The 25,303-nt window shown below is 73.6% G+C and carries 17 protein-coding genes; 8 read left to right on the forward strand and 9 right to left on the reverse strand.

Going from position 1 to position 25,303, the window contains the following annotated elements:
- Positions 1-25: 25 nt before the first annotated feature.
- Entirely contained in the window at positions 26-1,306 is a 1,281-nt protein-coding gene (locus tag MTO91_RS18825; protein WP_357439729.1) for an MFS transporter, read from the reverse strand.
- Complete coding sequence (locus MTO91_RS18830; RefSeq protein WP_100878273.1) at positions 1,303-1,938, reverse strand: DUF3159 domain-containing protein; 636 nt, start codon at positions 1,936-1,938, stop codon at positions 1,303-1,305. Before MTO91_RS18830 ends, MTO91_RS18825 begins: the two co-directional genes overlap by 4 nt.
- Positions 1,939-2,076: 138 nt before the next feature.
- On the opposite strand from MTO91_RS18830, the gene MTO91_RS18835 reads away from it, so the two are divergent.
- The 4 genes from MTO91_RS18835 to MTO91_RS18850 all read left to right on the forward strand — a co-directional run bounded on the left by MTO91_RS18835 (position 2,077) and on the right by MTO91_RS18850 (position 7,394).
- The gene (locus tag MTO91_RS18835; protein ID WP_251786528.1) at positions 2,077-2,802 is read left to right on the forward strand and encodes a MerR family transcriptional regulator; all 726 of its coding nucleotides are present in this window, start codon (positions 2,077-2,079) and stop codon (positions 2,800-2,802) included.
- Between the two features lie 31 nt (positions 2,803-2,833).
- Positions 2,834-3,016: a DUF4177 domain-containing protein gene (locus MTO91_RS18840; protein ID WP_208826080.1), complete on the forward strand. Its 183-nt coding sequence runs from the start codon at positions 2,834-2,836 to the stop codon at positions 3,014-3,016.
- A gap of 22 nt (positions 3,017-3,038) precedes the next feature.
- A complete protein-coding gene (locus MTO91_RS18845; protein ID WP_476652126.1) occupies positions 3,039-4,253 on the forward strand; it encodes a DUF1990 family protein in 1,215 nt (404 codons plus the stop codon).
- 69 nt (positions 4,254-4,322) lie between these two features.
- Positions 4,323-7,394 (forward strand): DEAD/DEAH box helicase, encoded by a 3,072-nt coding sequence (locus tag MTO91_RS18850; RefSeq protein WP_476652128.1) that lies wholly within the window; start codon positions 4,323-4,325, stop codon positions 7,392-7,394.
- A 67-nt stretch (positions 7,395-7,461) separates the two neighbouring features.
- Here MTO91_RS18850 and MTO91_RS18855 read toward each other — a convergent pair whose 3' ends face one another.
- Positions 7,462-7,929 (reverse strand): hypothetical protein, encoded by a 468-nt coding sequence (locus tag MTO91_RS18855; RefSeq protein WP_357547258.1) that lies wholly within the window; start codon positions 7,927-7,929, stop codon positions 7,462-7,464.
- Between the two features lie 130 nt (positions 7,930-8,059).
- Between MTO91_RS18855 and MTO91_RS18860 the strand changes: the two genes are divergently transcribed.
- Positions 8,060-8,812 (forward strand): DUF1275 family protein, encoded by a 753-nt coding sequence (locus MTO91_RS18860; protein WP_476652130.1) that lies wholly within the window; start codon positions 8,060-8,062, stop codon positions 8,810-8,812.
- An 87-nt stretch (positions 8,813-8,899) separates the two neighbouring features.
- Positions 8,900-10,252, forward strand: coding sequence for a spinster family MFS transporter (locus MTO91_RS18865; protein ID WP_476652131.1), 1,353 nt, complete (start codon positions 8,900-8,902; stop codon positions 10,250-10,252).
- Between the two features lie 9 nt (positions 10,253-10,261).
- Here the strand turns inward: MTO91_RS18865 and MTO91_RS18870 are convergent, their stop codons facing one another.
- Positions 10,262-10,858, reverse strand: a complete 597-nt coding sequence (locus MTO91_RS18870) for a hypothetical protein (protein WP_476652132.1) — start codon at positions 10,856-10,858, stop codon at positions 10,262-10,264.
- 138 nt (positions 10,859-10,996) lie between these two features.
- Between MTO91_RS18870 and MTO91_RS18875 the strand changes: the two genes are divergently transcribed.
- Together MTO91_RS18875 and MTO91_RS18880 are read left to right on the forward strand one after the other, a co-directional pair.
- Positions 10,997-11,461, forward strand: a complete 465-nt coding sequence (locus MTO91_RS18875; RefSeq protein ID WP_405416033.1) for a DUF3632 domain-containing protein — start codon at positions 10,997-10,999, stop codon at positions 11,459-11,461.
- 92 nt (positions 11,462-11,553) lie between these two features.
- A complete protein-coding gene (locus MTO91_RS18880; protein ID WP_379673901.1) occupies positions 11,554-12,045 on the forward strand; it encodes an inorganic diphosphatase in 492 nt (163 codons plus the stop codon).
- A 70-nt stretch (positions 12,046-12,115) separates the two neighbouring features.
- On the opposite strand, the gene MTO91_RS18885 is transcribed toward MTO91_RS18880, so the two are convergent.
- The 5 genes from MTO91_RS18885 to MTO91_RS18905 form a co-directional block, all read right to left on the reverse strand.
- Positions 12,116-12,967: an MmpS family transport accessory protein gene (locus tag MTO91_RS18885; protein WP_379673902.1), complete on the reverse strand. Its 852-nt coding sequence runs from the start codon at positions 12,965-12,967 to the stop codon at positions 12,116-12,118.
- Positions 12,968-13,681: 714 nt separating this feature from the next.
- Entirely contained in the window at positions 13,682-14,290 is a 609-nt protein-coding gene (locus MTO91_RS18890) for a TetR/AcrR family transcriptional regulator (protein ID WP_379673903.1), read from the reverse strand.
- Positions 14,291-14,398: 108 nt separating this feature from the next.
- Entirely contained in the window at positions 14,399-19,546 is a 5,148-nt protein-coding gene (locus MTO91_RS18895; protein ID WP_379673904.1) for a helicase HerA domain-containing protein, read from the reverse strand.
- The gene (gene mads7 / locus MTO91_RS18900) at positions 19,546-21,198 is read right to left on the reverse strand and encodes a methylation-associated defense system protein MAD7 (protein WP_405416029.1); all 1,653 of its coding nucleotides are present in this window, start codon (positions 21,196-21,198) and stop codon (positions 19,546-19,548) included. The genes MTO91_RS18895 and mads7 overlap by 1 nt, the downstream gene beginning before the upstream one ends.
- Positions 21,195-25,025 carry a protein kinase domain-containing protein gene (locus tag MTO91_RS18905; RefSeq protein WP_405416027.1) on the reverse strand — a complete coding sequence of 1,277 codons (3,831 nt, stop codon included), beginning with the start codon at positions 25,023-25,025 and terminating at the stop codon, positions 21,195-21,197. The genes mads7 and MTO91_RS18905 overlap by 4 nt, the downstream gene beginning before the upstream one ends.
- Positions 25,026-25,303: the final 278 nt, after the last annotated feature.

Below are 25,303 nucleotides of genomic sequence, written 5' to 3' on the forward strand. Positions count from 1 at the left end.
CGGCGCAGCGGCCACAGCCGTCGGCTCACCGGGCACCCGCCGTCGCCGGGGCCGGGGCGGCGGCGTCGCCCGTACCCGGTTCACCGAGGTCACGGAACGCGGGCGCCACCAGCGCGACGAGCGCGGTGCCGACCGCGACCGCGGCGAGCGCGATCCCGGCGGCGCCGAGGCCGACGGCGGACGCCAGCGCCGCGACCGGCGCCGCGGTCAGTGCGGGCGCGGCGAGCAGCAGGGTGTTCTGCGCCCCGAGGACGCGGCCGCGCAGGGCGTCCGGGGTGGCCTCGATGGTGAGGACCCCGAGCACCGCGCCGACCGGGGCGTTGGTGAACCCCACGAGCGCGGCGGCGCCGAGCACCACCCACGGTGAGGCCAGGCTCCCGACCAGCGCGAAACCGGTGCCGAAGCCGAGCATCCCGACCACGAACCAGGTCCGGCGCCGCACCCGGTTCACCAGCGCCGCGTACAGCACGGAGCCGGCCAGCCCGCCCGCGGCGAGCGCACTCAGCGTCAGCCCGGCGAGCGCGGGCAGGTCCAGCGCCGTGAAGTAGGCGGGCATCAGCGTCGTCTGCAGGGCCGCGATGACGGCGACCAGCACCGCCGACACCAGCGTCGCCCCGAGCACCAGCCGCTGCCCGGCGAGGAACACCCACGACGCCGCGAGATCCCGCACGGCCCTGCGCACCGCACCCCCCGGAGCGGTGCGCAGAACCCCCTCGACCCGTCCGGCCCGCGGGTCCAGCAGCGCCGCGGTCAGCGCCGCGAGCAGGCTCGTCGACGCGGTCACCACCAGCACCGTCGACGCCGGGCCGGCCAGCGCGACCAGCAGACCGCCGATCGCCGGGCCGGCCAGCAGCAGCACGTTGGCCAGGTTCTCGCGCAGCGCGATCAGCCGGTCGAGGCGGCCCGGCCGCGGGTCGAGCCGGACCAGCGCCGGGAGCAGGACCTCCTGCGCGGTCATCGCGGGCACCCGCACGACCGCGCCCAGCACCCCGAGCACCAGGAACGCGGTCATGCCCAGCCCCCACAGCGCGTCGACGACCGGCAGCGCCGCAACCACCGCGGCCCCCAGGACCCCGGCGACGACGGTCACCAACCTGCGGTCGACGCGGTCGACGACCAGCCCCGAGACCAGCCCGGTCAGCGCGGACGCCGTGGTCGTCACCGTCGCCAGCACGCCCGCGGCCAGCACGTCCCCGGTGCGCTGCAGGACCAGCAGCGGCAGGACCGCCGCCATGATCCCGCCGCCGAGCAGGGTCAGCCCGTAGGCGGCGAGCCACAGTGCCGGGCTGCGTCGCAGCGTGCTCACCGGACCAGGGCCTTGGTGCTGCGCCGGAACGCCCAGACGACCACCAGCGCGGCCAGCACGGTCAGCGGTGTGCCCATGGCGACCCGGGCGATGCCCAGCCCGCCGGTCGCCTCGGCGACGTAGAGCCACTGCTGGATCCCGAACCGCGCGCCGAGCACCAGCGCCGCGGCACCGGTGGCGAGGTCGTGGGCGCGCAGGACCGCGGGCGTCGAGCGCCAGGGGTGCGTGCCCCCGTGGACGGCGTTCCAGATCACGCCGGTGATCGGCCGGCGGGCCAGCAGCGACCCGGCCGTGACGACGAACCCGGCCAGGGAGGCCCAGATGCCGATCACGAAGAAGTCGCGCGCTGACCCGGTCCAGGCGACGATCCCGGCCGCCAGCGCGACGCCGAGCAGGCTGCCGACCGCCGAGCTGAACTTCTCCCGCTGCAGCAGCCGGTACCCGAACAGGGCCAGGCCGGTCGCGACGGCGATGCCGATGGTCAGCGGCAGGGACAGGAACGCGTTCGCCGTCACGAACACGATCACCGGGATCGTCGAGTAGACGAACCCCGCGGTCCCGCCCATCTGGTCGAGCAGGCTCGGGGTGGCGCGGTCGCGGGTCCGGTCGTGCTGCGGCTCGGTCATGGTCATGCCGTCCTCCCTCGTCGTGATGTGCTGCAACGAGGGAAGGCCGTGCCGCCACGGCACACTCAAGCCCGAGGGCCCGTCGTGTGGTTCAGGTCACTGCCGGCTTGACCGTGCCGCGACGGCACGGTGTGGGCTCACCCCATGACGTGGAGCACCCGGGAGGTGGCCGAGCTGGCCGGCACCAGCCTGCGGGCGGTGCGGCACTACCACGAGGTGGGGCTGCTGGCCGAGCCCGCACGACGGGCGAACGGCTACAAGCAGTACGGGGTCGAGCACCTCGTGCGGCTGCTGCGGATCAAGCGGCTGGCCGACCTCGGCTTCTCGCTGCCGCAGATCGCGGACACCCTCGACGAGGGCGACCATCCCGAGCAGGCGCTGCGCACGCTCGACGCCGAGCTCGCCGCCACGATCGAACGGCTGCAGCGGGCCCGCCTCGAGCTCGCCACGATCATCGACCGACGTGCTCCGGCGGACCTGCCGGTGGCCATGGCGCCGGCGCAGGCGGCCGCGCTGACCGAGTCCGACCGGTCGGTGATGCTGCTCATGAGCCGGTTCATGGGGCCACGCAAGCTGACCGCCTACGGCGAGCTGCTGCGCGACCTGCCGGCCGACCCGACCGACGGCGAGTTCGACCGCCTGCCCGCCGACTCCGGTGAGGAGGTCCGCGCCGGCCTCGCCGAGCGGATGGCGCCGCACGTGCGCCGGATACGGGAGGCCCACCCGGGCCTGGTCGGCCCGGACGACGACGCCCCGCGGGGAGCACAGGTCCTCGCGGAGACGACGAGCGCGGCGATGCGGGAGCTCTACAACCCGGCCCAGGTGGACGTCCTGGTCCGCCTCGCGGCGCTGCTGCGGACCACCCCCTGACCTGACCACCACTGAACGGAGAGGACGACCGATGTTCGAACACAAGGTGCTGAAGTACAAGCTCGGCTGGAAGGGCTTCGACTACCCCGGGATGGAGCAGGAGCTCAACGAGCTCGGCTCGCAGGGGTGGGAGGCGGTCGGGACCCTCGTGCCCTCGACGGGCAACGGGCAGGCACTCGAGGTCGTGGTGATCATGAAGCGGGCGCGGGGCTGACGGACGACCGGCGTCGATCCGGGTGCAGCGGGTACCCGCGGGCGTGCCCGACTTCGCCGCGTCGCCACGACGCCACCCGTTCGACCTCGACCCGCGCTTCGGCGCGGCGCTGCTGCCGTTCGGGGTGTGCGACCCCACGGACGCCCACGTCGACCTCGACGACGACGGCCTGCGGGTCCGTTTCGGCCACTTCTCGCTGGTCACGCCGGTCCGCAACCTCGCGGGCGCCCAGGTCACCGGCCCGTTCCGGGCGGCCAAGGCCCTCGGGGCTCGGCTGTCGCTCGCCGATCGGGGCGTGACCTTCGGCAGCGCCACCGAGCGCGGGGCGTGCATCCGGTTCCACCGCCCCGTCCCGGCGCTCGACCCCCTCGGTGCGCTGCGCCACCCCGGGGTCACCGTGACCGTCGCCGAGCCGGAACGGCTGGTCGAAGCGGTGGAGCACTACGCCGGGCGGACCCGGCTCACCACCGCGCGGCGCTCGGAGCCGACCCCCCAGCCGGGCCCGGTGGCCCGCGCCGGGGCCGTGCTCCGCTACCCCGCGGGCCTCGCACTCACCGCCACCCGCTACCTGCGACGCCTCCCGCACGTCGACCGCGCCGAGGACACCGGCGACGCCTCCGATCTCCCGCCGGCGCTGCCGGAGGAGTTCGTCGACGCGCACCTCAAGACCGTCGGCGAGGGCTCGGGTCCCCTGCTGCACCGGGTGTTCACCGTCGACGTCCGGGACAGCGGCCTCGACGCCGCCGCCCTGATGGGCCGGGTGTGCGCCGACCTCGACCGTGCCGCACCGTCTGAGGTGGTGACCTTCCGCAAGAAGCGCGGGCGGCTCGGCGAGGTCGCGGTCGGTGACGAGTACGTCGTGCACATGCCGGCGCCGTGGAACGGGCCGGTCCGGGTGGTGCACCGCGACGCGACCTCGTTCCGGTTCGCGACGCTGGCCGGGCACCTGGAGGCCGGGCAGATCGAGTTCTCCGCCCACGACACCGGTCGGGACGTCGCGTTCCGGATCGAGACGTGGTCGCGGCCCGGGGACCGGCCCTCGGCGCTGGTGTTCGACGTGCTGCGGGTCGGCAAGGAGATCCAGCTGCACATGTGGACCCACTTCTGCCTGCGCGCGGGGGACCTGTCGGGCGGCCGGGTCACCGACGGGGTGCGGGTGCGGACGCGGCGTGCCTCCTGGCCCCCGCGGGTGGGCGGCGGGACCGGCGTGCGGGCCGGGGAGGGGACGACGGGATGACACGCCGGCTGGCCGGCGACGATGCGCGACGGCCGCGTGTCCGCCGGGGTCACCCGGCACGCTGACGGCGTGAGCGAACCCCTGCGCGCCGGGGCGCACGAACGTCTGCGCACCGCCCGGCTCGACACCGCCCTCGCCGCCGTCGGCGACCTCACCCCGCGCTGGGACGAGGTCGAGGAGGCGACCCAGCCGCGGGTGCTGTCCCGGCACGTGGCCGGGGTCGTCGAGCAGGCGCTGGCCGCCCGGGACCCGGAGCAGCGGGTCGCGCTGGTCAACCGGCTGCTCGCCCAGGTCGAGCGCGAGGAGCAACTCTCCGCCGACCTGCAGCAGCTCATCGCGCTCACCCGGGAGATCGCCCCCGGGGTGCACGAGGTCCGGCGCCCCCTGACCCCGCTGTCGGACGCGGCGCTGTTCACCAACGCCGCCGGCGAGCCGAAGCTGCACACCGCGCTGCAGTCCGAGCTGTCCAGCGCCGACCGTGTCGACCTGCTGTGCGCGTTCATCCGCTGGCACGGCATCCGGCTGCTGGAGACCGAGCTCGACGTGCTGCACGAGCGCGGCGTCCCGTTCCGGGTCATCACCACCACCTACATGGGCGCCACCGAGCAGCGGGCGGTCGACGAGCTCGTCCGGCGGCACGGCGCCGAGATGAGGGTCAGCTACGCGAGCGCGACCACCCGGCTGCACGCGAAGGCGTGGCTGTTCCGCCGGGAGTCCGGCTTCGACACCGCGTTCGTCGGGAGCTCGAACCTGTCGCGGTCCGCGCTGGTCGACGGTCTGGAGTGGAACGTCCGGCTGTCCTCGGTGGCCACGCCGGAGCTGATCCGCAAGTTCACCTCGACGTTCGACTCCTACTGGGCTGCGCCCGACTTCGTCTCCTACGACCCGGACCTGCCCGCCGACTCGCAGCGTCTCGCCGACGCCCTGGGCCGTCACCAGGACGACACCACCCCGTTGTCCGGGCTGGAGGTCCGCCCGTTCCCGCACCAGGAGCAGATCCTCGAAGCCCTCGCGACCGAGCGCGAGGTGCACGACCGGCACCGCAACCTCGTCATCGCCGCGACCGGGACCGGCAAGACCGTCGTCGCGGCGCTGGACTACGCGCGGCTGCGCCACGCGCACCCGAGGCTGCTGTTCGTCGCGCACCGCAAGGAGATCCTCGACCAGTCCCGGCGCACCTACCGCACCGTGCTCGCCGACGGCGCCTTCGGCGAGACCTACGTCGGTGGGGATCGCCCGCAGCGCTGGAACCACGTGTTCGCCTCGGTGCAGTCACTGGCGTCCTACGGGGTGGAGAACATCCCGCCCGACCACTTCGACGTCGTCGTGATCGACGAGTTCCACCACGCGGCCTCGCCCACCTACCGCGCGTTGCTCGACCACCTGCGGCCCGCCGAGTTCCTGGGTCTGACCGCGACCCCCGAACGCTCCGACGGCGTCGACGTCCGTGACCTGTTCTTCGAGGGGCGTACCGCCGCCGAGCTGCGCCTGTGGGATGCGTTGTCGGCGGACCTGCTGGTGCCCTTCCACTACTTCGGGGTCGCCGACGACGTCGACCTCACCGGGATCGAGTGGAAGCGCGGCAGCTACGACACCGTCTCCCTCGACGGCCTCTACACCGGTAACGACGCCCGCGCCGCCAAGGTCGTCCGCGAGACCCGTGCCAAGGTCACCGACGTGACCGCGATGCGGGCGCTCGGGTTCTGCGTCTCGGTCGCGCACGCCGAGTACATGGCGCGGGTGTTCACCGCGGCCGGCATCACCAGCGAGGCGGTCACCGGGCAGACGGCCCGCGACGACCGTGACGGCGCCCTGCGGCGGCTGCGGGACCGTCGGGTGAACTGCCTGTTCGCCGTCGACGTGTTCAACGAGGGGCTCGACGTGCCGCAGGTCGACACCGTCCTGCTGCTGCGCCCCACCCAGAGCGCGACCGTGTTCCTCCAGCAGCTCGGCCGCGGGCTGCGACGCGCTCCGGACAAGGCGGTGCTCACCGTCCTGGACCTCATCGGCCAGCACCGCCGCGAGTTCCGCTTCGACCTGCGCTTCCGGGCTCTGACCGGCAGCAGCCGGGCCGGGGTCGTCCGCGACGTCGAGGAGGGCTTCCCGTTCCTGCCGTCCGGCTCGGCGATGGTGCTGGACCCGGTCGCCCGCGACATCGTGCTGGACAACGTGCGCAGCCGGCTACGCCTGTCCCGCAGGGACCTCATCGCCGACGTCCGCTCGCACGGCGAGTCGGCCCTGGCCCGCTACCTGCACGAGTCCGGCGGCGAGCTGGCCGACGTCTACCGCAGCAAGGGCTCCTGGACGGCGCTCCGCCGCGACGCGGGCCTGGCCGTCCCGGCCACCGGACCGGACGAGACCGCGCTGCTCCGGCGGCTCGCGATGCTGACCCACGTCGACGACCCCGAGCGGGCCGCCGTCTACGCCCGCGTCGCCGACCCGGCCGGTCCGGGCTACGCCGAGCTGACCGCGCGCGAGCAGCGGCTGGCCCGGATGCTGTTCTTCCAGCTCTGGCCCGACCGCGGCGGGTTCGACAGCTACCAGGCCGGGGTCGACCACCTGCGCCGCCACCCCGCGGTCTGCGCCGAGATCCGCGAGCTGACCGCGTACACGCTCGACCAGGCCCGGCACCTGCCGCGCTCGCTGGGCGAGGGGCTGCAGAACGTGCCGCTGCAGAGCCACGCGCACTACCGGCGCGAGGAGATCCTGGCCGCCCTGGACTGGGCCTCCTTCGACCGCAAGGCATCCGGGCATGCGACCGGCGTGGTCTGGGCCGACGTCCCGCGGGTCGACGCGCTGCTGGTCAACCTGCACAAGACCGAGCGGGACTTCTCCCCCACCACGATGTACCGGGACTTCGCGCTGCAGCCCGACCTGTTCCACTGGGAGTCGCAGAACGCGGCCTCCCCGGAGACGGGGACGGGCCGGCGCTACCTGACCCACGCCGAGCAGGGCAGCCACGTGGTGCTGTTCGTCCGGGACTCCCCCGGCGACGACATCGGCCCGGGCGCGCCGTTCCTGTGCCTCGGCGCCTGCCGGTACGTCTCCCACCAGGGCAGCAAGCCGATCGCGATCACCTGGAAGCTGCGCCGCGCGATGCCGGGCGAGACGTTCCGGGCGGCGAGCGTCGTGGCGTCCTGACCCGGAGCGGGCAACGTGCCGGCATCGCCGGCCGGGGACAGATCCGTCCGGACACTCGCCCTCCGGTTCAGCCTCCCCCACTCGACGCGGCGGCCGCGTTCTGCTGCTCCCACACCGAGAGCACGACCGCGACGACGAACAGCTGCGCCGGCAGGCTCAGACCCGGCAAGGTCGCTTCGGCCCCGCCGCGCCACCAGCTCGACCTCCGGATCGTCCCGGCGGTCCGGTCGCCCTCGACGAGGTGCTGCTCGGAGCTCCACACCGAGGCCCGGCGGAAGCGGTAGGACCGGCCGTCGGCGGTGACGGTCCAGTGCTTGCGACCAGCCCGCTCCGCCGTGGCGACGACGGTCCCCGCGGAGTCGGTCATCGTGTAGGTCCTGCCCCAGACGGTCGATCCGATCCGGTACTCGCGGCCCTCGACCTGGATCTGCCCGCCGGAGCGCCACCAGTGCGAGCTGAAGGTGCTGACCGGCGCGCCGTCCAGTGTGAACTCGTAGTCGCGGCGCCATACGCTCGTCCGCTCGGCACGCAGCATGGGGTGATCGAACCATCCGAGTCCTCGGCACACCGCGCAGGCCGGGTGGGCGGGGACTCGGCCGGGCGGCGAGCTGATCATTGCCCGCCGCTTAGCGTCCCCTTAGGCCGAACGGCCGAATGCTGCCGCCGTGCTCACCACAGATCATGACAAGCGGACGACCCGGATCTTCGCGGCGGTACCGCTGCTGCTGGCCGCGGCGGCGGGCGCCCTGGACGGGGCCTCGTTCACGGCGTTCCACGACGTGGTCGTCAGCGCCATGACCGGCAGCTTCGTCGCGCTCGGCCGGGGGCTGGGGGCGGTCGCGGCGCTCGCCCCCGCGGCCTGGGCACTGGGCGGCTACGTGCTGGGCCTGGTCGCCGGCACCGTGACGGCGGGTCTGGCCGAGCGGAGGCTTCCGGCCCGGGGCGCCGTCGGTGTCACGCTCGGCCTGGAGCTCGCGGTCCTGTCCGCGTTCGGCCTCGCGTGGCTGCTCGGCGGGCCGGGACACGCCTTCCCCGTGGAGCCGATGATCGGGACGGCGACGCTGGCGATGGGGCTGCAGGGGGCGGCGCTGCGCCGGATCGGTCCGGCCGGCACTCCCACCAACTACTTCACCGGGGTCGTCACCAACTGGGTGTCGGGCATGGTCGACCCGGCCGGGCGCAGCTGGAACCCCGGCGCCGGAGCCCGCATCGCGGTCTTCGTGCTCGCCGTCGCCGCGACGGGCTCGCTGCACCGGGTCCTCCCGGCCGGAGTGGTCGCCGTGCCGGTGACCCTGGTCGCCGCCGCGACGGTGCTCGCCGTGGCCTCGGCGCGCTCCCGGCGCGCCGTCGGGCTGCGCCCGGCCGACCACACCGCGGCCCGGACCCGGTCGCTTGTGGTGACTCCGACCAGGGCGTGAGCCGCGGACGGTGACGGATTCGTCCCCGTCGGGCAGTCTGACCGGCGTGGCCGCAACGACGCGTCCACGCCGAGGACCGGGGGTCACATGACGACCGAACGGGAACGTTTCCTGCCCACCGGGCAGGGCGAAAAGGCCCCCAACGCCGGCCGGGTGCTGGCGCTGCTGTTCGCCGCCAACACGTTCAACTTCTACGACCGGGCCGTCCCGGCGATCGTCGCCGAGCCCGTCAAGCTCGAGTTCGGGCTCTCCGACCTGCAGATCGGCGTCCTGGCCGCCGCGTTCACCGTCGTCTACGCCCTGTGCGGGCTCCCCCTCGGGCGCCTCGCCGACCACCGCTCGCGGGCCCGGATCATGGGGTGGGGCATCGTCGCGTGGAGCCTGCTGACGGCCGCGAGCGGCGCGGCCTGGAACTACGTCTCGCTGCTGCTGATGCGGGTCGGCGTCGGTATCGGCGAGGCCAGCTACGCGCCCGCCGCGAACTCCACGATCGCCGACCTCTACCCGGCGGGGAAGCGGGCGCGGGCGTTCGGGCTGTTCCAGCTCGGGCTGCCGGTCGGGCTCGTGCTCGCCTACTTCTCGGTCGGTGCGATCGCCGAGGCGTTCGGGACGTGGCGGGCCCCGTTCGTGCTGGCCGCGATCCCCGGGCTGCTCATCGCGGCCGGGTTCTTCCTGGTGCGCGAGCCCCGCCGCGGGGCGTCCGAACCGGCGTCGACGACCACGGTCGAGGCGACACCGGCACCGGTCGACCGGCCGTTCCGGCGGATCCTGGCCGTCCCGACGATGTGGTTCCTGATCGTCGCCGGGATCGGCGCGAACCTCGCCGCCTACTCGGTCAACACGTTCACCGTGCCGCTGTTCCAGCGCTACTTCGGTGCGTCCCTGACCGGGGCAGCGGTGCTGACCGGCGTCGTCGTCGGCGTGACGGGGCTGGTCGGGCTGCTCGTCGGCGGCTGGGTGTCGGACCGGGCCGCCCGCCGCTCGACGGGTGCGCGGGTGCTGGTCGGCGCGGTGGCGACCCTGGTGTCGGTCCCGCTGACCTGGTTCGCGCTGTCCGTGGGGCCGGAGGCGACGGGCACGTTCGTCGTGCTGTTCGGCGCCGGCTGGCTGCTGCAGTACCTCTACTACACCTCGGCCTACCCGGCCGTCGCCGACGTCGTCGGGCCGCGGCTGCGGTCGACGGCGACGGCGGTGTTCTTCGCCGCGTTCTACCTGCTGGGCGGCGCGGTCGGGCCGGTGATCGCCGGTGCCCTGTCGGACGCGTTCGCCGCGGACGCCCTCGCCGCGGGCGCGAGCCCGGCCGACGCGGCGGCGAACGGGCTGCGGCAGGCCCTCGCCGTGATCGTGCCGCTGTCGATGGCGATCGCGTCGGCGGGGCTGTTCCTCGCCGCCCGCACGGTGCGCCGGGACAACGAGCGGATGACCGCGGCCGCCGGCTGACCCGGGCTCTCAGCCGGGCAGCCGGGTCCAGTCCCGGTCGTCGACGTCGGTGCCGAACGCGTCGAGCGTCACCGTCGTCGAGTCCTGGCGCTGCTCCGGCAGCCGGATCCGGCGCACGTGGGCGCCGTCGAGCCACACCTCGCCCGGCTCGCCGTCGCCGGTGGTGACGGTCAGGCGTCGCCACCGCTCGCCGCGGTCGGCGACGACGCCGTGGTCGTGGGCCTCGGTGACGTCGGCGAGCCGGTCGAAGGCCGCCAGCGGGGTGACGATCCGGCCGGGATCGGTGAGGCCCAGCCGGTCGAGCCTGCGGCCGGGCCGCCCGCTCCAGACCCGGTCCTCGATCTGCACGAACGCGATGTGGTCGTGGCCCACCATCGCGCGGCGCCGGGTGAGGTCGAGGACTCCGCTGGTGACGACCTGCCGCGGCACCCGGCGCAGGACGGCCCGCGCCAGAGCCGGGAGCGGGCGCCGGCGCCGCGGGAGCGCCTCGCCCACGGCGCGGGTCCCGGACATGTCCATCAGCAGGGTGGCACGGGCGGTGCCGGCCGCGACGGTGCGGCCGACGGCGTCGCGCAGGCGGGCCAGGGCCGGGCTCTCGGTGGTCATCGTGGGGCCTTTCGCCGGTGGCTCGGGGACAGACACCTGCGAGCCTGCCCGTCGGCGCGGCCCGGCGAATCGGTCCAGGGGACGATTCGCGCCTCCACCGGAGGGAGGAGACGGACCGCACGAACTAGCCTCGCCCCGATGGACGCCGACACCCACTACCGCGCCCTCGTCGACGACCACGTCACCGGCCGGGTCCCGCTCGCCGGGTCCGTCGCCCGGTTCGCGGCGCCGCTGCGGGCGGCGTGGGTCGACGACCGCGCCGACGACCGCGTCGAGGGCCTGGCGTGGGCCGCCGGCGGTGCGGTGGCCGCCGACGCGACCGAACCGGCGCACCACGCGCGTCTCGCCGACCTGCTCGCCGGGGTGCGAGCGCTCGGGCCGCTGACCCGGTCCCCCGACGGTGCGGTCTGCACGGTGTGGGGGCTGACGGTGTTCACCGACCTGCCGTGCGTCGGCGCGCAGCTGCGCGAGGCGCTCGACGTGCACCCGTCCGCGACGCCCGCGCTGTTCGCCTTCGCCGCGCACCTCACCCGGGCCGGGGTCCTCGACTTCTCCGGCTGGGCCGGGTGGTCCGAGGTCGCCGGAGACGGCCCCGGGGTCTGAACACGGCGGGGTCCCCGTCCCTCCGCAGGGGTGCGCCCCGGCGGGCGAGCGTGTATCTCCTTCACCTGACGCCCAACGCATCGGAGGAACCCGTGGAGTTCGACATGCTGGTCGAGGTGCCGAAGGGCAGCCGCAACAAGTACGAGGTGGACCACGAGTCCGGGCGGATCCGGCTCGACCGCACCCTGTTCACCGCCACCCAGTACCCGGGCGACTACGGGTTCATCGAGAACACCCTCGGGGAGGACGGCGACCCCCTCGACGCACTGCTCGTCACCACCGGCGAGCCGCTGTTCCCCGGCGTCCTCGTGCTCGTGCGCACCATCGGCATGTTCCGGATGACCGACGAGGCGGGCGGCGACGACAAGCTGCTCTGCGTCCCGGCCCACGACCCCCGCCTGGAGAACCTGCGCGACATCCACCACGTGCCCGAGTTCCACCGGCGGGAGATCCAGCACTTCTTCGAGATCTACAAGGACCTGGAGCCGGGCAAGAGCGTCGAGGGCGCCGACTGGGCGAACCGGGCGGCGGCCGAGGCGGAGCTCGAGGCGTCGCGGAAGCGGTTCCGGGACACGCCGCACTGAGGTCCCCCCGAACCGTGTGGCCGGCTCCCGAGGGAACCGGCCCACACGTCCGGGCGCGCGGGGCCTGCCGTCAGCGACCGCCGTTGCAGGAGACCGCCGAGTAGTCGCCGTCGGCCGACTGCTCGGAGACCACGGCGCCGTCGACGAGGATCCGGCAGGACAGCTCGCCGGACCCGCCGGCGGCGGTGACCGAGTAGTCGGCGGGCTCATCGGCAGCCGGGGCGGTGCGCTCCCACGGCAGGTCCGCACCGGAGACCTGGGCCACCGAGGTACCCCGGCCGAAGGTGATCGTCACGTCCGAGCCGGCCCCGGTCACCTGGTAGGTGACCTGGGCCGCCGCGGGCGCCGAGGGGGCAACGGCGGCGTCGGTGGCCGCGACGACGCCGGGCTGGCCGCCGCCGGTCGAGGCTCCGAACGCGACCGTTCCCTCCCGCCACGCGGCCGGGGTCTCGTCCTCGGTGCCGCCGAACACGGCGAACCCGATCGGCACCGCGACCGCGGCGGCCGCAGCGACGACGGCCACCCACGGCCACCGTCGACGACGGGTGTCCCCGGTGACGGCGCGGCGACGTCCGCGAGTCGGGGGCTCGTCGAAGGATTCGTCGGGCACAGGTGCGGCGGGGTACTCGGATCCGCCGTCGTCCGGAGCGGGGCCGAGATCGAGCTCGCGCGGGTCGTAACCGAGGTCGTAGGGGTCCATCGGCCGGGCCTCGGCGGACGGCACGCCGTGGTGGCCCGCCCGGGGGGCAGGGGTGTCGCCGCGACCGGCGACACCGGCCCCGCCCATGTCGTACCGGGCGCCGGCGGACGGCGGCGGTGCGACGACGTCGCCGTCGGGCGCGCGACGTCGTCCGCCCCGGCGGGGACGGCCGGTGTGCTCGTGCCCGGGCAGCGCCGCCACGGTCGGCGGACGACCCCCCACCCATAGGTCGTCCGGGGGCGTCCCGGTCGCGTAGCCGCCCCCGGCGTGCAGATCGGGCGGGACGGTGTCCGTTCCGGGACCCTCCGGTGCGCGACGACGCCCGGGTCGCGGTCCGCGGTCGATCCGGCCCGCTCCCGGCCGACCGTAATCGTCACTTTCAGTGATCGCCTGCGAGCGGGGCGCCCCGTCGTCGGGGGAGTCCGGGCGACGCGCACGACCCGCGGCCGACCGGACCCCGGGCTCCCGGGCGGGCGCGAAGACGATCCCCGCAACGAGGTCCTCGGGCGAGAGACCCCTGGCCGGGGGCTCGTCGGTGCCGCCTGTCCGGTCCATCACCTCGGCCGATCGGCGTCGCCCACGTCGGGGCACCGGAGACGACTCGTCCCCGAGCACCCAGCGACCCGAGTCCGGGTCCCATCTCGGTGTTGACACGACGCCCCCTTTGGTAGCCGTGTCGATTCAACGAGTCGGACGCGCACCGGTTACGGAACGCGGTCACTGTGACGGGGACGACTCTCGTTCGGCCGTGTCGCGGAGCCCGTTCGGAGTGCACCGTTCTCGGCCCCGGCGGGCGGGCCCGCCACCACGACCCGGGCCACCACCCGGGGCGAACCGCCGAGGATCCGGGCGACGGCCGGCGAGGCGGACGGAGATCTGCGATGGGTGCGGCTCACCGCACCGTGCCCGAAGCGGCTCGACGGGTACGACCGGCGCTCAGGCGGCGAGCGCGTGGCAGGCGCGCCGCACGACCGCGTCGGCGTAGGCGTGGTCGAGCTCCCCCGTCCGCAGCTGCCACCGGTGGAACACCGGCGCGACGACCAGCTCGAACGCCTCGAGGTCGCCCACGGAACCCTTGATGTCACCGGCCGCCCTCGCCGACGCGAACCGGGAGGCGAACAGGCTGACCTGTGGGGCGACGACCTCCTCCCACACCCGTGCACCGACCGCGGTGTCGACGAGCGCCTCAACACACAGTGCCCGCAGCAACGCGTCCCATTCGGGCTGTTCGAGCTCATCGACGACGGAGCGCATCACCACCGTGAGGTCGGCGAGCAGGTCGCCGGTGTCCGCGATCCCGCCCCCGCCGACCGCAGCCATCGCGTTGCGGTGGGCCACGGCATCGACCAGCAGGGCCCCCCGGTGGGGCCATCGCCGGTAGAGCGTCGCCTTGCCGACGCCGGCGCGCGCCGCGATCGCCTCCATCGTGACCTGCGGGTACGACAGCTCCGAGGTCAGCGCCAGTGCCGCTTCGAGCGCGGCGGTGCGCGCACGTTCGGAACGGCTGATCGGGACCGGCGGGCGGTCAGGGCCGTCGTTGTCCACACGGACAGGATACTGATCAGAACGGAACGTTCCGTACAGCCTTTAGCGGGGCCGTGCGCGACGAGACGGCCGCGCCCGGGAGCACGGCCCCGGCAGGCCGGGGCTCGGTCAGTCTCTCGCCATGAAGACCTTCCGAGCTTCGGCGCGGTCCGGCGTCGACACGTAGGCCTGCCCTACGGACAGGTTCTCCAGGGCAACGGCGAGATCCTGGCCCGCGCGTCCCCGCATGAACCCCGCGACGGTCCGGCTCTCGGGGAAGTTGCAGCGGAAGGCGACCTTGCTGCCCGCGTTCGCGAGGACGTCCTTGTGGAAGTCGGCGACCCCCTGGCTCGCGACGACGACGGCGACGCCGTACTTCCTCCCCTCCTTCATGATCTTCGGGAGGGTGACGTCCTTCGCCAGTCGATGGGCCTCGTCGAGCACCACCGCAAGCCGCAGCTGTGGCGACTGTCCCCACTGGAACATCTCGCGGTACACCTTGCGCAGCACGAACGCGCCGGCAGCGATTTGGACCTGCTCCATCAGGCCGTGCACGTCCAGGACCACACCACGCTGCAGCAGGCCGGAGAACGGCCGGTCGGCGTCGTCGGTGAACAGACCGAAATCGCTCAACGGCCGCATCCGGGCGACGACGTTGCGGCCACGACCGGCGCTCTCGACCGCCGCGACCGCGTCGGCGAGCTCGTCCATGGTCGGCAGACGGTCCGGGCCGCCCGGGGAACCGAACCCGCGTGCCTTGTAGACCTCGCGCAATCCTTCGTACACCGCGTTGCGCTGGATCTCCCCCAGCCCGCAGACGTAGCCGATGACCTCGGACAGCTCCCAGGCCGCCTGCTGGAAGCGGGTGTGGTCGTCGCCGCGGAGCTCGAAGGGCGAGAAGGGGAGCCCGTCGGTCGCGTCGAGCACCGCCGACGTCCCGGGAGGCTCGGCAGCCATGTCGCCGTGGAAGTCCAGGACGAGCGACGGCAGCCCCTGTGCGGCGAAGGAGTTGAGGATGCGCCGGGTCGTGACGGACTTGCCCTGCCCGGGGATGCCGAGGACGAACAGATGCGGGCTACCGGCGGTGCTGATGCGCCAACGCGCCTGACCCGCATGCGCGTCGTCGCCGAGGTGCACGTCGACGGACTCCGGGAACGAGGCGGGCCGGGGTGTGCCGGCCGCCGGCACGGGGTCCGAGCCGGCACCGGACGGGGTGACCGGCCGGAGCGGCGCGGTCGCCTCGACCGCTCCGCCCGGTGGTGCGGGCGTACCCGGGTCCGGCGGCGCGGCCGAGCCGCTCGGGTTCCCCGGCGTGGCCGGCTGCGGGGACAACGACGGCACGGAGGGCGGCGCGGGCGGGCGCACCGGACCGGCCGGGGGCCGGCCCGGCTGCTGCCGATCCGCGTACGGCGCCGGTCGGGGCCGCGTCAGGGGCGACGCCGCAGCGGCAGGCGGTGGACCCGGCGGGGCCGACTCCCCGTGCTCGGTCGCGCGGGGCGCGGTGCGTGGGTGCGGCGACGGCCGCGGCGACCGGACCGGCGGGAGCTCCGGTTCCCCGCTGCTCACGCGCGCCGAGAAGCCGACTTCACCGAGATCGGCCGCGGTCAGGACGTCGATCCGAACGCCGCGGTGGGTCGCGGGGAAGCCCTCGGGCCCCGACAGGCTCACGACGTAGCCGCGGCGTCCGATCTCCGGGACCAGCGTGCCGTCCTCGACCTTCTCGAACAGCCGCTCGATGTCCGAACGGCGAGCGGAGTCGAGCAGGCCCATTGCGAGCGCCCGGTCGGCGTGATGGCGGAGGATGCCGCTGAGGCGGGCGCGCTGCAGCTCGGCGTCGATGCGCGGTGGGTCGGAGCGGAAGAACGTGTTCTGCAGCATCGACACCGTCGAGTCGAGCTGTTCGACGATGTCGTCGACGAGTGCGGTCGGCAGGGCCGCGGCCTTGCGCGACTTCACCTCGATGCATTCCAGGCGCAGGGTGCGCGCGGTGGAGCGGACCAGGACCAGGTCACAGCGCCGCGAGCCCGCCTCGGCACCGGACTCGCCGAAGACGTCCATGTGCGCGTCGACCGGTACGACCACGGTGCCGTCGAGCTCTCCTCGTCGGCGCAGGTGGGCCATCAGGGCGGCGAGGCTGACTGCCTCGGTCGCCAGGTTGGAGCGGCCGATCAGGCGCATCGCCAGCCGGCCGGACACGACCTGCAGGTGGTTGAGGATGTCGCGGACGGACTGGTCGACGGTCGCGAGGTCCAGTTCGAGCATGGCGTCCGCGAGCAGCCGCTCGACCTCACCGCGGTGGGTGGTCGTGACGGTCAGCCGCGGGCCGAGCCCCTCCAGGAAGTCGGGTGCGTAGTCGAGGATGTAGGGCCGCGCGGGGTCGGCCCTCCCGGCGGGCCCGGTGAACAGGTCGACCCCGAGGTTGCGGTCGAGGGTGAGGACCCAGTCGGCCCGTTCGTGGGCGGCACGCAGCGCGTCCTGCTGCCGGGGCCCGAGCCGCGCGGCCAGGGCGACCGAGCTCGCGGAGTAGCCGAGCTCCGTGGCCAGAGCTGCCTGGTAGGAGCGGTGCGCGTCGACGCTGTCGGCGGCCCCCTCGCGGGTGCGGGCGCGCAGCGCGGGCGCAGTGCGCCAGACGACGTCGCCGTCGACCGCGGCCCGCTGGTTCGAGGCCGGGGTGAGCAGGTTGCGGAACGACGCGGCGGGGTCCCTGACCGCGACGTCGGTGGCCTCGGCCGCGGCGTCGGCCCGGACGTCGGCAAGGTCGGAGACGACCGCGAGGTGGGCGGCGGCGTCGTCGGAGGCCAGCAGGTCAGACGGACGGACGCTGACGCCCAGCGGCGGGGTCAAGTACGAGGTGGTCCCCCGGACCTGGCGGGCGGCGACGCGGCGCTGCAGGTCGGTCAGCGCGGGGAGCGGATCGGTGAGGGAACGCCGCGAGCTGTACGCGGTGACCTCGACCCGGGCCGGTGCGACGGACAGTTCCTCGTCGCCACCCGTCTCGAGAACCGCGCTGGACAGGGCCCTGGCCAGCAGGTCCCCCGATCCCGGGTTGTAGGCGAGCAGGCGCATCGCGCTCTGGCCGGGGTTGACCGTCCGGTACGCCTCGACCCGTTCGGCCAGCACGGAGGCCGGGACCTCCGGGGTGACGTCACGACGGTCGAGCCCGAGCACGTCGAATACGGCCTGGATTGCTGCGCCCGGCTCGGGCTCGCCGGGGTCCAGATAGAGCCCCGTGCCCAGGGTCGCCTCCCGGACGTAGACGAACGGCGAACCGTCGGCCCCGAACACCGCGAAGGGCAGGTTGGCGGGCACGATCCGGGAGACGAGCCGGGCGTCGACGGCCTGCCGGCGAGCGACCTTCGACTTCCCGAGATCGGCGAGCTCGCGCGACCAGCGCCCGAGGGTCGCCGCATGCTCGGCGGCCCAGGCCAGTCGCATCGGGTGCAGCGGAAGGACGACGACGGATGCGATGGGCGCGTGCCCGGCCGTGGCGACGCTGAGCATGAGCGTGTCCATGGTCAGCAGCGCCCGCCGGGTCCGCGCGTCCGGCGCGGCATCGAGTGCCCGCTTGTAGGTCTGGCAGTACACGTCGACCTCGACGCGCAGGTCCTCGTCCCACTCGAGAGCCTCGACGACGTCCTGCGGGTGGCGCGCGGAGAGACGGTCGAACAGCTTGCGCCGCCGCTCGGACAACGTCTGCGGCAGCTCCTCGCGGATCGGCTCCACGGTGCCGATGTCGAGGGTCTCACCGAGCCGCCCCTGTGCCTCCCACGCGGTGGACAGGCCGCGCTCGTCCAGGATGCGTCGCTGCAACGCCGTCAGCGCCGGGCTGAGGGACAGCCGGACGGTCCGCCGCCCGCCGAGCCGGACGGAGAAGGTGCCGCCGTCCCAGGCGGGGGCGTCGGTGGCCAGATCGTCCTGGCCGTCGAGCGCGGCGTCGAGCCGAGCCTGGGCCATCGACGGTGCCGACGCGCGCCGGCCGGCGCTCGGGGTGGCCGCCTCGGCCTCCCAGCGGACGGCGAACTGCTGGCTCTCCTCGACCGCGTCCACGCCCCCGGCGAGCGCGACGGGCTGCCCGGTCTCGTCGAGCGCGGTCAGCCGCACGACCAGCAGCGCGGCGGCGGCGAGGTCCTCCTCGGCCAGGTCGACGCGGACGGTGCCACGGCGCTTGTCGCCCTTGACGGTCTGCTTGGCGAACGGCTCGGTGTCCTCGTCGCGCAGATCCTCCGGCGGCAGCGCCTCCAGCAGCCAGCGGTCGATCGCGGTGGTCGTTGCCGGATCGGTCTTCCAGGCGAGAGTGACCGACGCGGGGCTGTCCTCCCCCAGCTCCAGGTAGGGCAGCTCGCCGGGGCTGTCCTGCAGCAGCCGGGTCCCGGCCCGCAGCGCGCCGTCCTCCTTGAGGAACGGGGTGACCTGTAGCGACGTCACAGGCACGTACAGGGCCTGGCCGTGCGGCCAGTGCTCAAACGTCAGGGCATCCGCGCGGTCCGGGTCACCCAGGTCCCCGGCCCAGGACACCGCGTCGGAGAGATCGACGTCCGGCGCGGTGAGGAAGGCGGTGATGCGATCGCGGACCGCGCCCTCCGGAACGCCGGCGCCGCTGAGCCGGTCGGGAACCGATGCGACGGCACGCAGCGGCCGAGAGATGGCCTTGACACAGCGAGCGTTGCGCGAGAGCCGCTCGACGAGAGACTCCCCACCGAGGTCGGGGACCAGACCGACCATCCACAGCGCTCCCCCCGCGGTCTCCCACCGGGGGTCGTCGAGGACGGTCGCGACGTAGCGGGCCCATGCCTCGACCGGCCGGTCGCGGCCCAGCTCCCGTCCGACGCGGCGGACAGCGTCCTGCACCTCGGGGTCCCCGATGTCGGCGACGAGGTTCTCGCCGGTCTCGGTGAGCAGACCGGCGACGTCGATCCGGGCGAAGCTGTTGTCCAGCGAGCTGGCGCTGCTGCCGCTCCCGATGGGGACCATCAGGATCAGAGGGCGTTCCTTGCGGTTGCGCAGTTCCACCGCACGTTCCGCGGGGACGGCGAGGTCCCCGTCGGCCGGCCGGTCCTCCCCGGCCAGGACGTGTACGTCGGCGTCAGCGGGGGCGGCGAGCTTGCTGCGGACCGTACGGACCAGTGCCTCGGCGTCCGCCTGACGGATGCTGTCGATCCGCACGCAGTGCCCGGCTCCGTGACCCTCGATCGCGTCGACGATCTGCGCGGCGAGGGTCTCGATGATCAGTTCGGGCAGCCCGGTGCGGGCGGTTGCTGCGGTGGGTGCCGTGGTCATCAGGCGTCTCCGAGGGGGTGGCGGACGGTCTGCACGGAGAAGTCGTCGGACAGGCTGTCGAAGCAGCCCAGCAGCTGCAGGCGGCGCTTGAACGCCTCGACGTTCGCGGTCGCCGCGGCCCGGGCCTCGGCGCCGTCGAGGAAGGCCGGTGGCCGGTCGATGAGCAGCCCGTAGCGGTCGCGTAGTCCGGCGAGGACGTCCTGCAGCGGCATGGCACGCCGGTAGGAGGTGCCGTCCGGAGTCAGGAACAGGGCCATCAGGAGGGCTGTCAGCTGCTCGTCGCTGGGGGCGTAGCGCCAGGAGCGGCGGTTCGTGGACACGCCGTCGAGCAAGCCGTAGGGCTTGGTCAGGCCTCCGACGCTGCGAAGCCAACCTACGGAGTTCGTCAACGCCTTGCTCTGGCTGACGAACTGCATGACATCAAGGAGTTTGTCGAGTTCTGCGTGCTCTCGGCCCTGCACTTCGCGAAGAAAATCGATTTCAGTCTCTGTCACGGTATCGCTGCCCTCAGCCTCCGCGACCAGGTCGTCGATACGTGCTTCGCAATACGACTCCACGCGCCGATGACCGCGAAGCGACGCCAGCAGCCCGAGCTGACCGGGCCGGTCGAGACCATCGAAACGCGCCTTCTCAGCCGGGATCCGGTTCAATGCCTGCTCAATGACGACGAAGGTCATGCGGTCCCGGAATGCCAGGCGGGTCCGGTCCAGATCGCGTTCGACACAACGACGCGCGAGTCGGTCGGAGATCGACCCGAGGTCACCGGTGAGGTCGCAGTAGATCTCCAGATCGGACGGGCAGGCGGCACTGGCCCCGTCAGCACGCTGCATGTCCGGCGGCAGCTCGCCACCGCTAGCGAGGAGCATTCTTCCGGCTGCGTTGGCACGCAGCGTGAAGGTGTAGACGCCGGTAGCGAGCAGCGCTGCGAAACCCGCCATCAGCGACTGGGTCGGAACGACATTCCCGTAGGCACGAAGGTGACCCAGGAGGTCCGCACCGACTTGAGCTGCGACCGAAGGCATCGGGCTGTCGCCCGCGCGGCTCTCGATCGCTCGAGCGTCGGCCATGTCGAAGCCCTCGAGAAAGCGGAACTCCAACAGCGCGCCGATGTCGAGCTGTGACGGGTCGGAGAGCTGCGGCTCCCACCGGGGCTGCGGGCCGATCGACAATCCGCGGCCGACAGTGCGAACGACCAGCTCACGAAGTTCGGCCGCCGGGTTCTCCGACCCACCCCGAACGAGCTCCTCGATCAAGGCTTGGTAGGCGAAGTCATCCATCCCTCCATGCCGGGTCCGGTCTCTCGGTAGCCCGGCGCGGTAAGCGGCGAGGGTCAGCGGCGCGACCGCCAGCATCTGTTCCCCTCGATGTCCACGTCCGAAGGCGCCCATGTCGACGACGCAGGTACGTAGCCACCCGTCTACCAAGGACTGCCACTGATCGGAGTAGCCGACGATCGCGCCCTCGCGCAGCAGGGTGTCCCGGTAGCCGACGAAATCCTTCGAGTCGGTCCGCGACCGGCTCGACCGGCCGCCCTTCACACACATCTCGAACAGCTGCGGCAGCACCCGGTCGGTGTCGGTGTCGAGCAGCGAGAACACCGTGAGCGGCCGGTACTGGTAGGTGCGCAGCGGTTTGGGCAGGGTGATCGTCACGAGCCGTCCTCCAGGGCGATCCGCCCGCCGTCGATCACGGTCGCGCGGACGGCGCGGCCGGAGCCGTCCACCACCCGGACCGACCGTGCCGGCTGCAACCGCAGCCGGTTCCCGAAGCCCTCGATCTCCTGCCGCAGGGCGGCCGACGCGGTGTCACCGACGATCTCCCCGTCCGCGGCGCGCAGCAGCACCTCTGCAACGTCGACCGTCACGCGCAGCCGGGCGTTGGACCCGGGGTGCCGCAGCACGAGCTGGTCGGTGAACGACTCGACATACGGCGACGGCGACGCCGCCGGTTCGAGCCGGAACTCACCCGCCTCCAGCTCCTTGACCACGACGATCGCACGCACCGACGGGTCGTCATAGGCGCGGTCGCGCAGCGCGAGCTGCGCACCGTCGTAGCCGGGGTACGCCAGGATCCGCGAGACACCGAGGAGCATCCGGGGCAGGGCCGGGTTCGGGGTGCCGAGAGCGGCGAGGTACTCGTCGAGGTAGCGGTAGCCGCGGACCTCCCGGCGCGCCGAGGGCGGCGCCTCCCAGGCACCGAAGAACAGCGACCGCTTCAACGCCCCCATGACGTCCTTCTCGACCGCCGACAGGTCCGGCAACAGTCTCCGGTCGGCACGGGCTGCGCGGCCGACACCGGGTGCGGCGAGGCCGGCCGGGTCGAGTTCAGACCACTCGTCGACCAGGTAGTCGCCGGTGTCCGGAGTGAACGCGAGGTCCGGGGCGAGCCGCCCCGGACCGGAGGCGGGGTCCTGCCCGCGGTCGTACTCACGGTGCACGGCGTCGCAGGACAGGTCGCCGGTGATGACCCAGCCGAGCGCCGAGCGCACGTCGCGCACGGTCGCGCGCCGCCGTCGGCGCAGGTGGCTGGTGAGCAGGAGCTCCGACAGGGCGGTGCGGGCGCCGTCGGTCCGCAGGAGCGCGGCGTTGCGCCGCATGGGGCACACGTCGTGCGCTCTGCAGCCGGTGCAGAGGCTCCACCGGGGCGGGTCGGTCAGCACGTCGAGGATGCCGAGGCCGAGTCCGGTCCGCTCCGAGTCGGCGGGAAGTGCGAGGGCGCGGCGCTTGAGGTCGACGAGCACGACGCGGGCGCCGGGTGACGGCCGGTCCGCGCGTTGCCGGTCCAGCGCGGTGACCACCTCGGGGTAGCGGTCGGCGTGCTCGCCGAAGAACTGGGCGACGCGGCCGTCGTTGGCGGCGAGTAGCACGGTGCGCCTGGTCGGGTCGTCCCCGTCGCCGGGATCGAGAGCGGACCGCATCAGATCGTCGGCGGTGAGGTCGCCATGCGACTCCGACGCGTCGTAGACGGCAGCGAAGGTGCGCCCGCCGAGCCGCTTACGCCACCCGGCAGCGTCGGTCGCGAGGGTCTGCGCGCCGCGCTCGTCGAGCGCGCGGCCGACCTGGACCAGGAACGCCGTCTTGCCGTCGCCAGGGTTGCCGCTGAGCACGACGACGTCGAGATCCCCGTCCAGCACGGCGGGGAGGAGTTCGTCGTCGAGGCGGGTGTCGACGTAGGTGTCGTGGGCGAACTCGTCATCCATCCCGCGGTTGCCGGCGTTGCCGATCTCGCTGCGCCGGTAGAGGCCGCGCAATGCGCCGACAGTCGGGTTGACCAGGCGTGTGGTTCCGCTGGGCGGGGGCGAGGTGTCCCGTGCGCGGTCGACCTCGTCGGCGAAGGCACGGGCGTTCTGCGGCCGGTCCTTCTCGTCGAACGCCGCCGCCCGGAACAGCGTGTCGAGCAGCGCACCGCCGTAGCGGTGACGCTGAGCCTGTGACGGCGGCACCATGGTGCGGCGCTCGTCGAGCGACAGCCCCGCGTACGGATAGCGGCCGAGCACCGCGTCCAACACCGACACCGCGGCGCTGTAGATGTCCGCGGCGGGCGTCCAGTGCCGCCGGGTGATCACCTCGGGCGCGGTGTAGGGCGGGGATCCGACGGCGGACTTGGCATCGGTCACTCGCATCGACAACCCGAAGTCGATCAGTGCGGCGCTGCCGTCCTCCCGCACGATGATGTTGTTCGGGCTGACGTCGCGGTGGTAGAGCAGCTGCTCGTGGGCGTCGGCGAGCCCCCTCAGGACGTCGACGGCGATCCGCCGCACCTGCTCCTCGTCGGTGATGCGGTCGTTCTGCGCGGCGTCGTGCAGACTCTGACCGGGGACGTACTCCTGGACAAGCACGCCCGGGGCGGGCCTGGCCAGCACGTCGTAGACGCGGGCGCAGTAGCGGCTGGCCAGGGCGTCGGCGTTCATGTACTCGGCCCGCACGTGCTCGAACTGCGACCGGTGCGGATGCAGGTGTTTGAGCGTGCGCTGCACCTCCAGCCGCTCGTCCCAGGCCAGCCAGGTGACGGCCCAGGCGCCCTCGCCGAGACGGTGCAGCAGGCGGTAGCGGCCCGCGAGCAGCCCGTCCGGTTCCATGCGCTCGTCCTCGACCGGCGAGGGCGATACCACTGCCACGGCCGGCTCCGGCTCCGGAGCCGGCGGCGGGGCGGGACTGGTCAGAGCGGCCGCTTCCGCGGCGGTGGGCCGGACGGTGATGTCCAGGTCGAGGCACCGGCGCAGCAGGTCCCCGAACACCGTGTGCCCCGTGGCCCGGGAGCGGGCACGGTCGTGGTCGGGCTGGTCACCGGCGTCACCGTGCAGCCACTGCACGAGGCACAGGGCGAGGGCGTAGACATCGTCACCCGGCTGGAAGAACTCCGGGGCCGTCCCCGGCGGCTGGAACGCCGAGGACGGATGGTCGTCGGCGAGTACCGGCGCGATGGTCTGGGCGGACGGCAGGTGGGCGCGGCTCAGGTCGCGGAACCTGACCCGGTTCTGCGGCGGCGGAGTCACCTCGATGCTGCGCAGTTGCAGGGCCCGGTGGGTGATGCCCTGGGCGTGCACGTCGGCGAGTGCGGCGAACGCGTCCTGCACGACGGCCCGGCCCACCTCGTCGTCGACCGGACCCTGCGCCTCGTGGGCGAGCTTGCCGAGGCTGGTGCCGTCCATCGCGACCACGACGGGGGTGACGACGTAGCCCTCCCACTCGAACCAGCCCTGGACCCGCCAGGTCCGCTCACGGGCAGCCAGCGCCTGGAGCGCGTCGTGCTCGCGGGTGGCGAGCCGGTGCGCCGCGGCGGGATCGCTCCCGGTGACCGGCACGCAGTGGAGGTAGACGTTCTCCCCCGCCGGGTTGCGGGTGGGGAAGATGCGGGCGTTGCCCTGGGTCATCGACCGCCCGAGCACGCGATACTGCATGATCTTGCGCGGCGGCCGGTCGTCGCCGCGCTGCTGCAGCCCGAGCAGGTAGTCCATCAGGGCCGTACGCAGCGGGGCGAGCGCGGCGGAGAACGCGGCGTCGTGGTCGACGAGCCGCGCCGCGGCATCGGCCAGCCGGAGTACCACGCCCGGGCCGAGCTCCTCGGCGCCACGCAGTGCGAGGGCGTCGTGCGACAGGACGACATGCCCGGAGACGGGGCGGGTGCCCCGCGGGAGCCGGGTCAGGGCCGCCGCCCATCCGGGGACCTTCGTCCGCAGACGCCCGGCCAGCACCCGCGACGCATGCGCGACCTGGTTGGCGGGGTTGTGCCGACGGTCGCCGTCGACGTACCACGCGACTTCGCCCACCAGGACTTCCCGGCCCCACGCCTTCTCCTCGCAGACGAACACCGCGTGGTCACCGACGACGACCAGGTCCAGGTCGACCGTGCCCATCGAGTCCGGGACCTGCCGTCCGGCGATCACGTCCCACCGCGGTGGGAGGGCATCGGCGAGGTGGCGGGCGGACTTCTCCTCCCCGGGCCCGTGCCAGTCACCCAGAACGTGCAGGCGGGCCATCAGCGCGGCCCGAGGGCTGGGAGGAGATCCAGGATCATGTGGCCGCCGTTCCGCTCGTCGTGCCGCCGATTCATCGTCCCATCGACCCGAACGACCCTAGTGGCCCGACACGCAGCGTTTGCGGGCAGTGCCCGCATGTCACCGTTCCGAGCGAAACGGTCGCCCGGGAGCTGGGTCGATACCGGCTCGGCGCGACTCAGACCGTCCGATCGTGGTCCGTTCGAGTCTCCGGTCGAGGGACAACCACAGCCGACGCAATGCCGCGGACGTTCGCGAAC

The sequence above is a fragment of the Pseudonocardia sp. 2-7 genome (assembly GCF_056341085.1).

What these genes read in the sequence shown, in the direction of transcription:
- MTO91_RS18895 (WP_379673904.1), bottom strand. Translation starts at nt 19,546, where the DNA reads ATGACCACGGCACCCACCGCAGCAACCGCCCGCACCGGGCTGCCCGAA.
- MTO91_RS18855 (WP_357547258.1), bottom strand. Translation starts at nt 7,929, where the DNA reads ATGCTGCGTGCCGAGCGGACGAGCGTATGGCGCCGCGACTACGAGTTC.
- MTO91_RS18865 (WP_476652131.1), top strand. Translation starts at nt 8,900, where the DNA reads ATGACGACCGAACGGGAACGTTTCCTGCCCACCGGGCAGGGCGAAAAG.
- MTO91_RS18835 (WP_251786528.1), top strand. Translation starts at nt 2,077, where the DNA reads ATGACGTGGAGCACCCGGGAGGTGGCCGAGCTGGCCGGCACCAGCCTG.
- MTO91_RS18830 (WP_100878273.1), bottom strand. Translation starts at nt 1,938, where the DNA reads ATGACCATGACCGAGCCGCAGCACGACCGGACCCGCGACCGCGCCACC.
- MTO91_RS18840 (WP_208826080.1), top strand. Translation starts at nt 2,834, where the DNA reads ATGTTCGAACACAAGGTGCTGAAGTACAAGCTCGGCTGGAAGGGCTTC.
- MTO91_RS18905 (WP_405416027.1), bottom strand. Translation starts at nt 25,025, where the DNA reads ATGGCCCGCCTGCACGTTCTGGGTGACTGGCACGGGCCCGGGGAGGAG.
- MTO91_RS18870 (WP_476652132.1), bottom strand. Translation starts at nt 10,858, where the DNA reads ATGACCACCGAGAGCCCGGCCCTGGCCCGCCTGCGCGACGCCGTCGGC.
- MTO91_RS18875 (WP_405416033.1), top strand. Translation starts at nt 10,997, where the DNA reads ATGGACGCCGACACCCACTACCGCGCCCTCGTCGACGACCACGTCACC.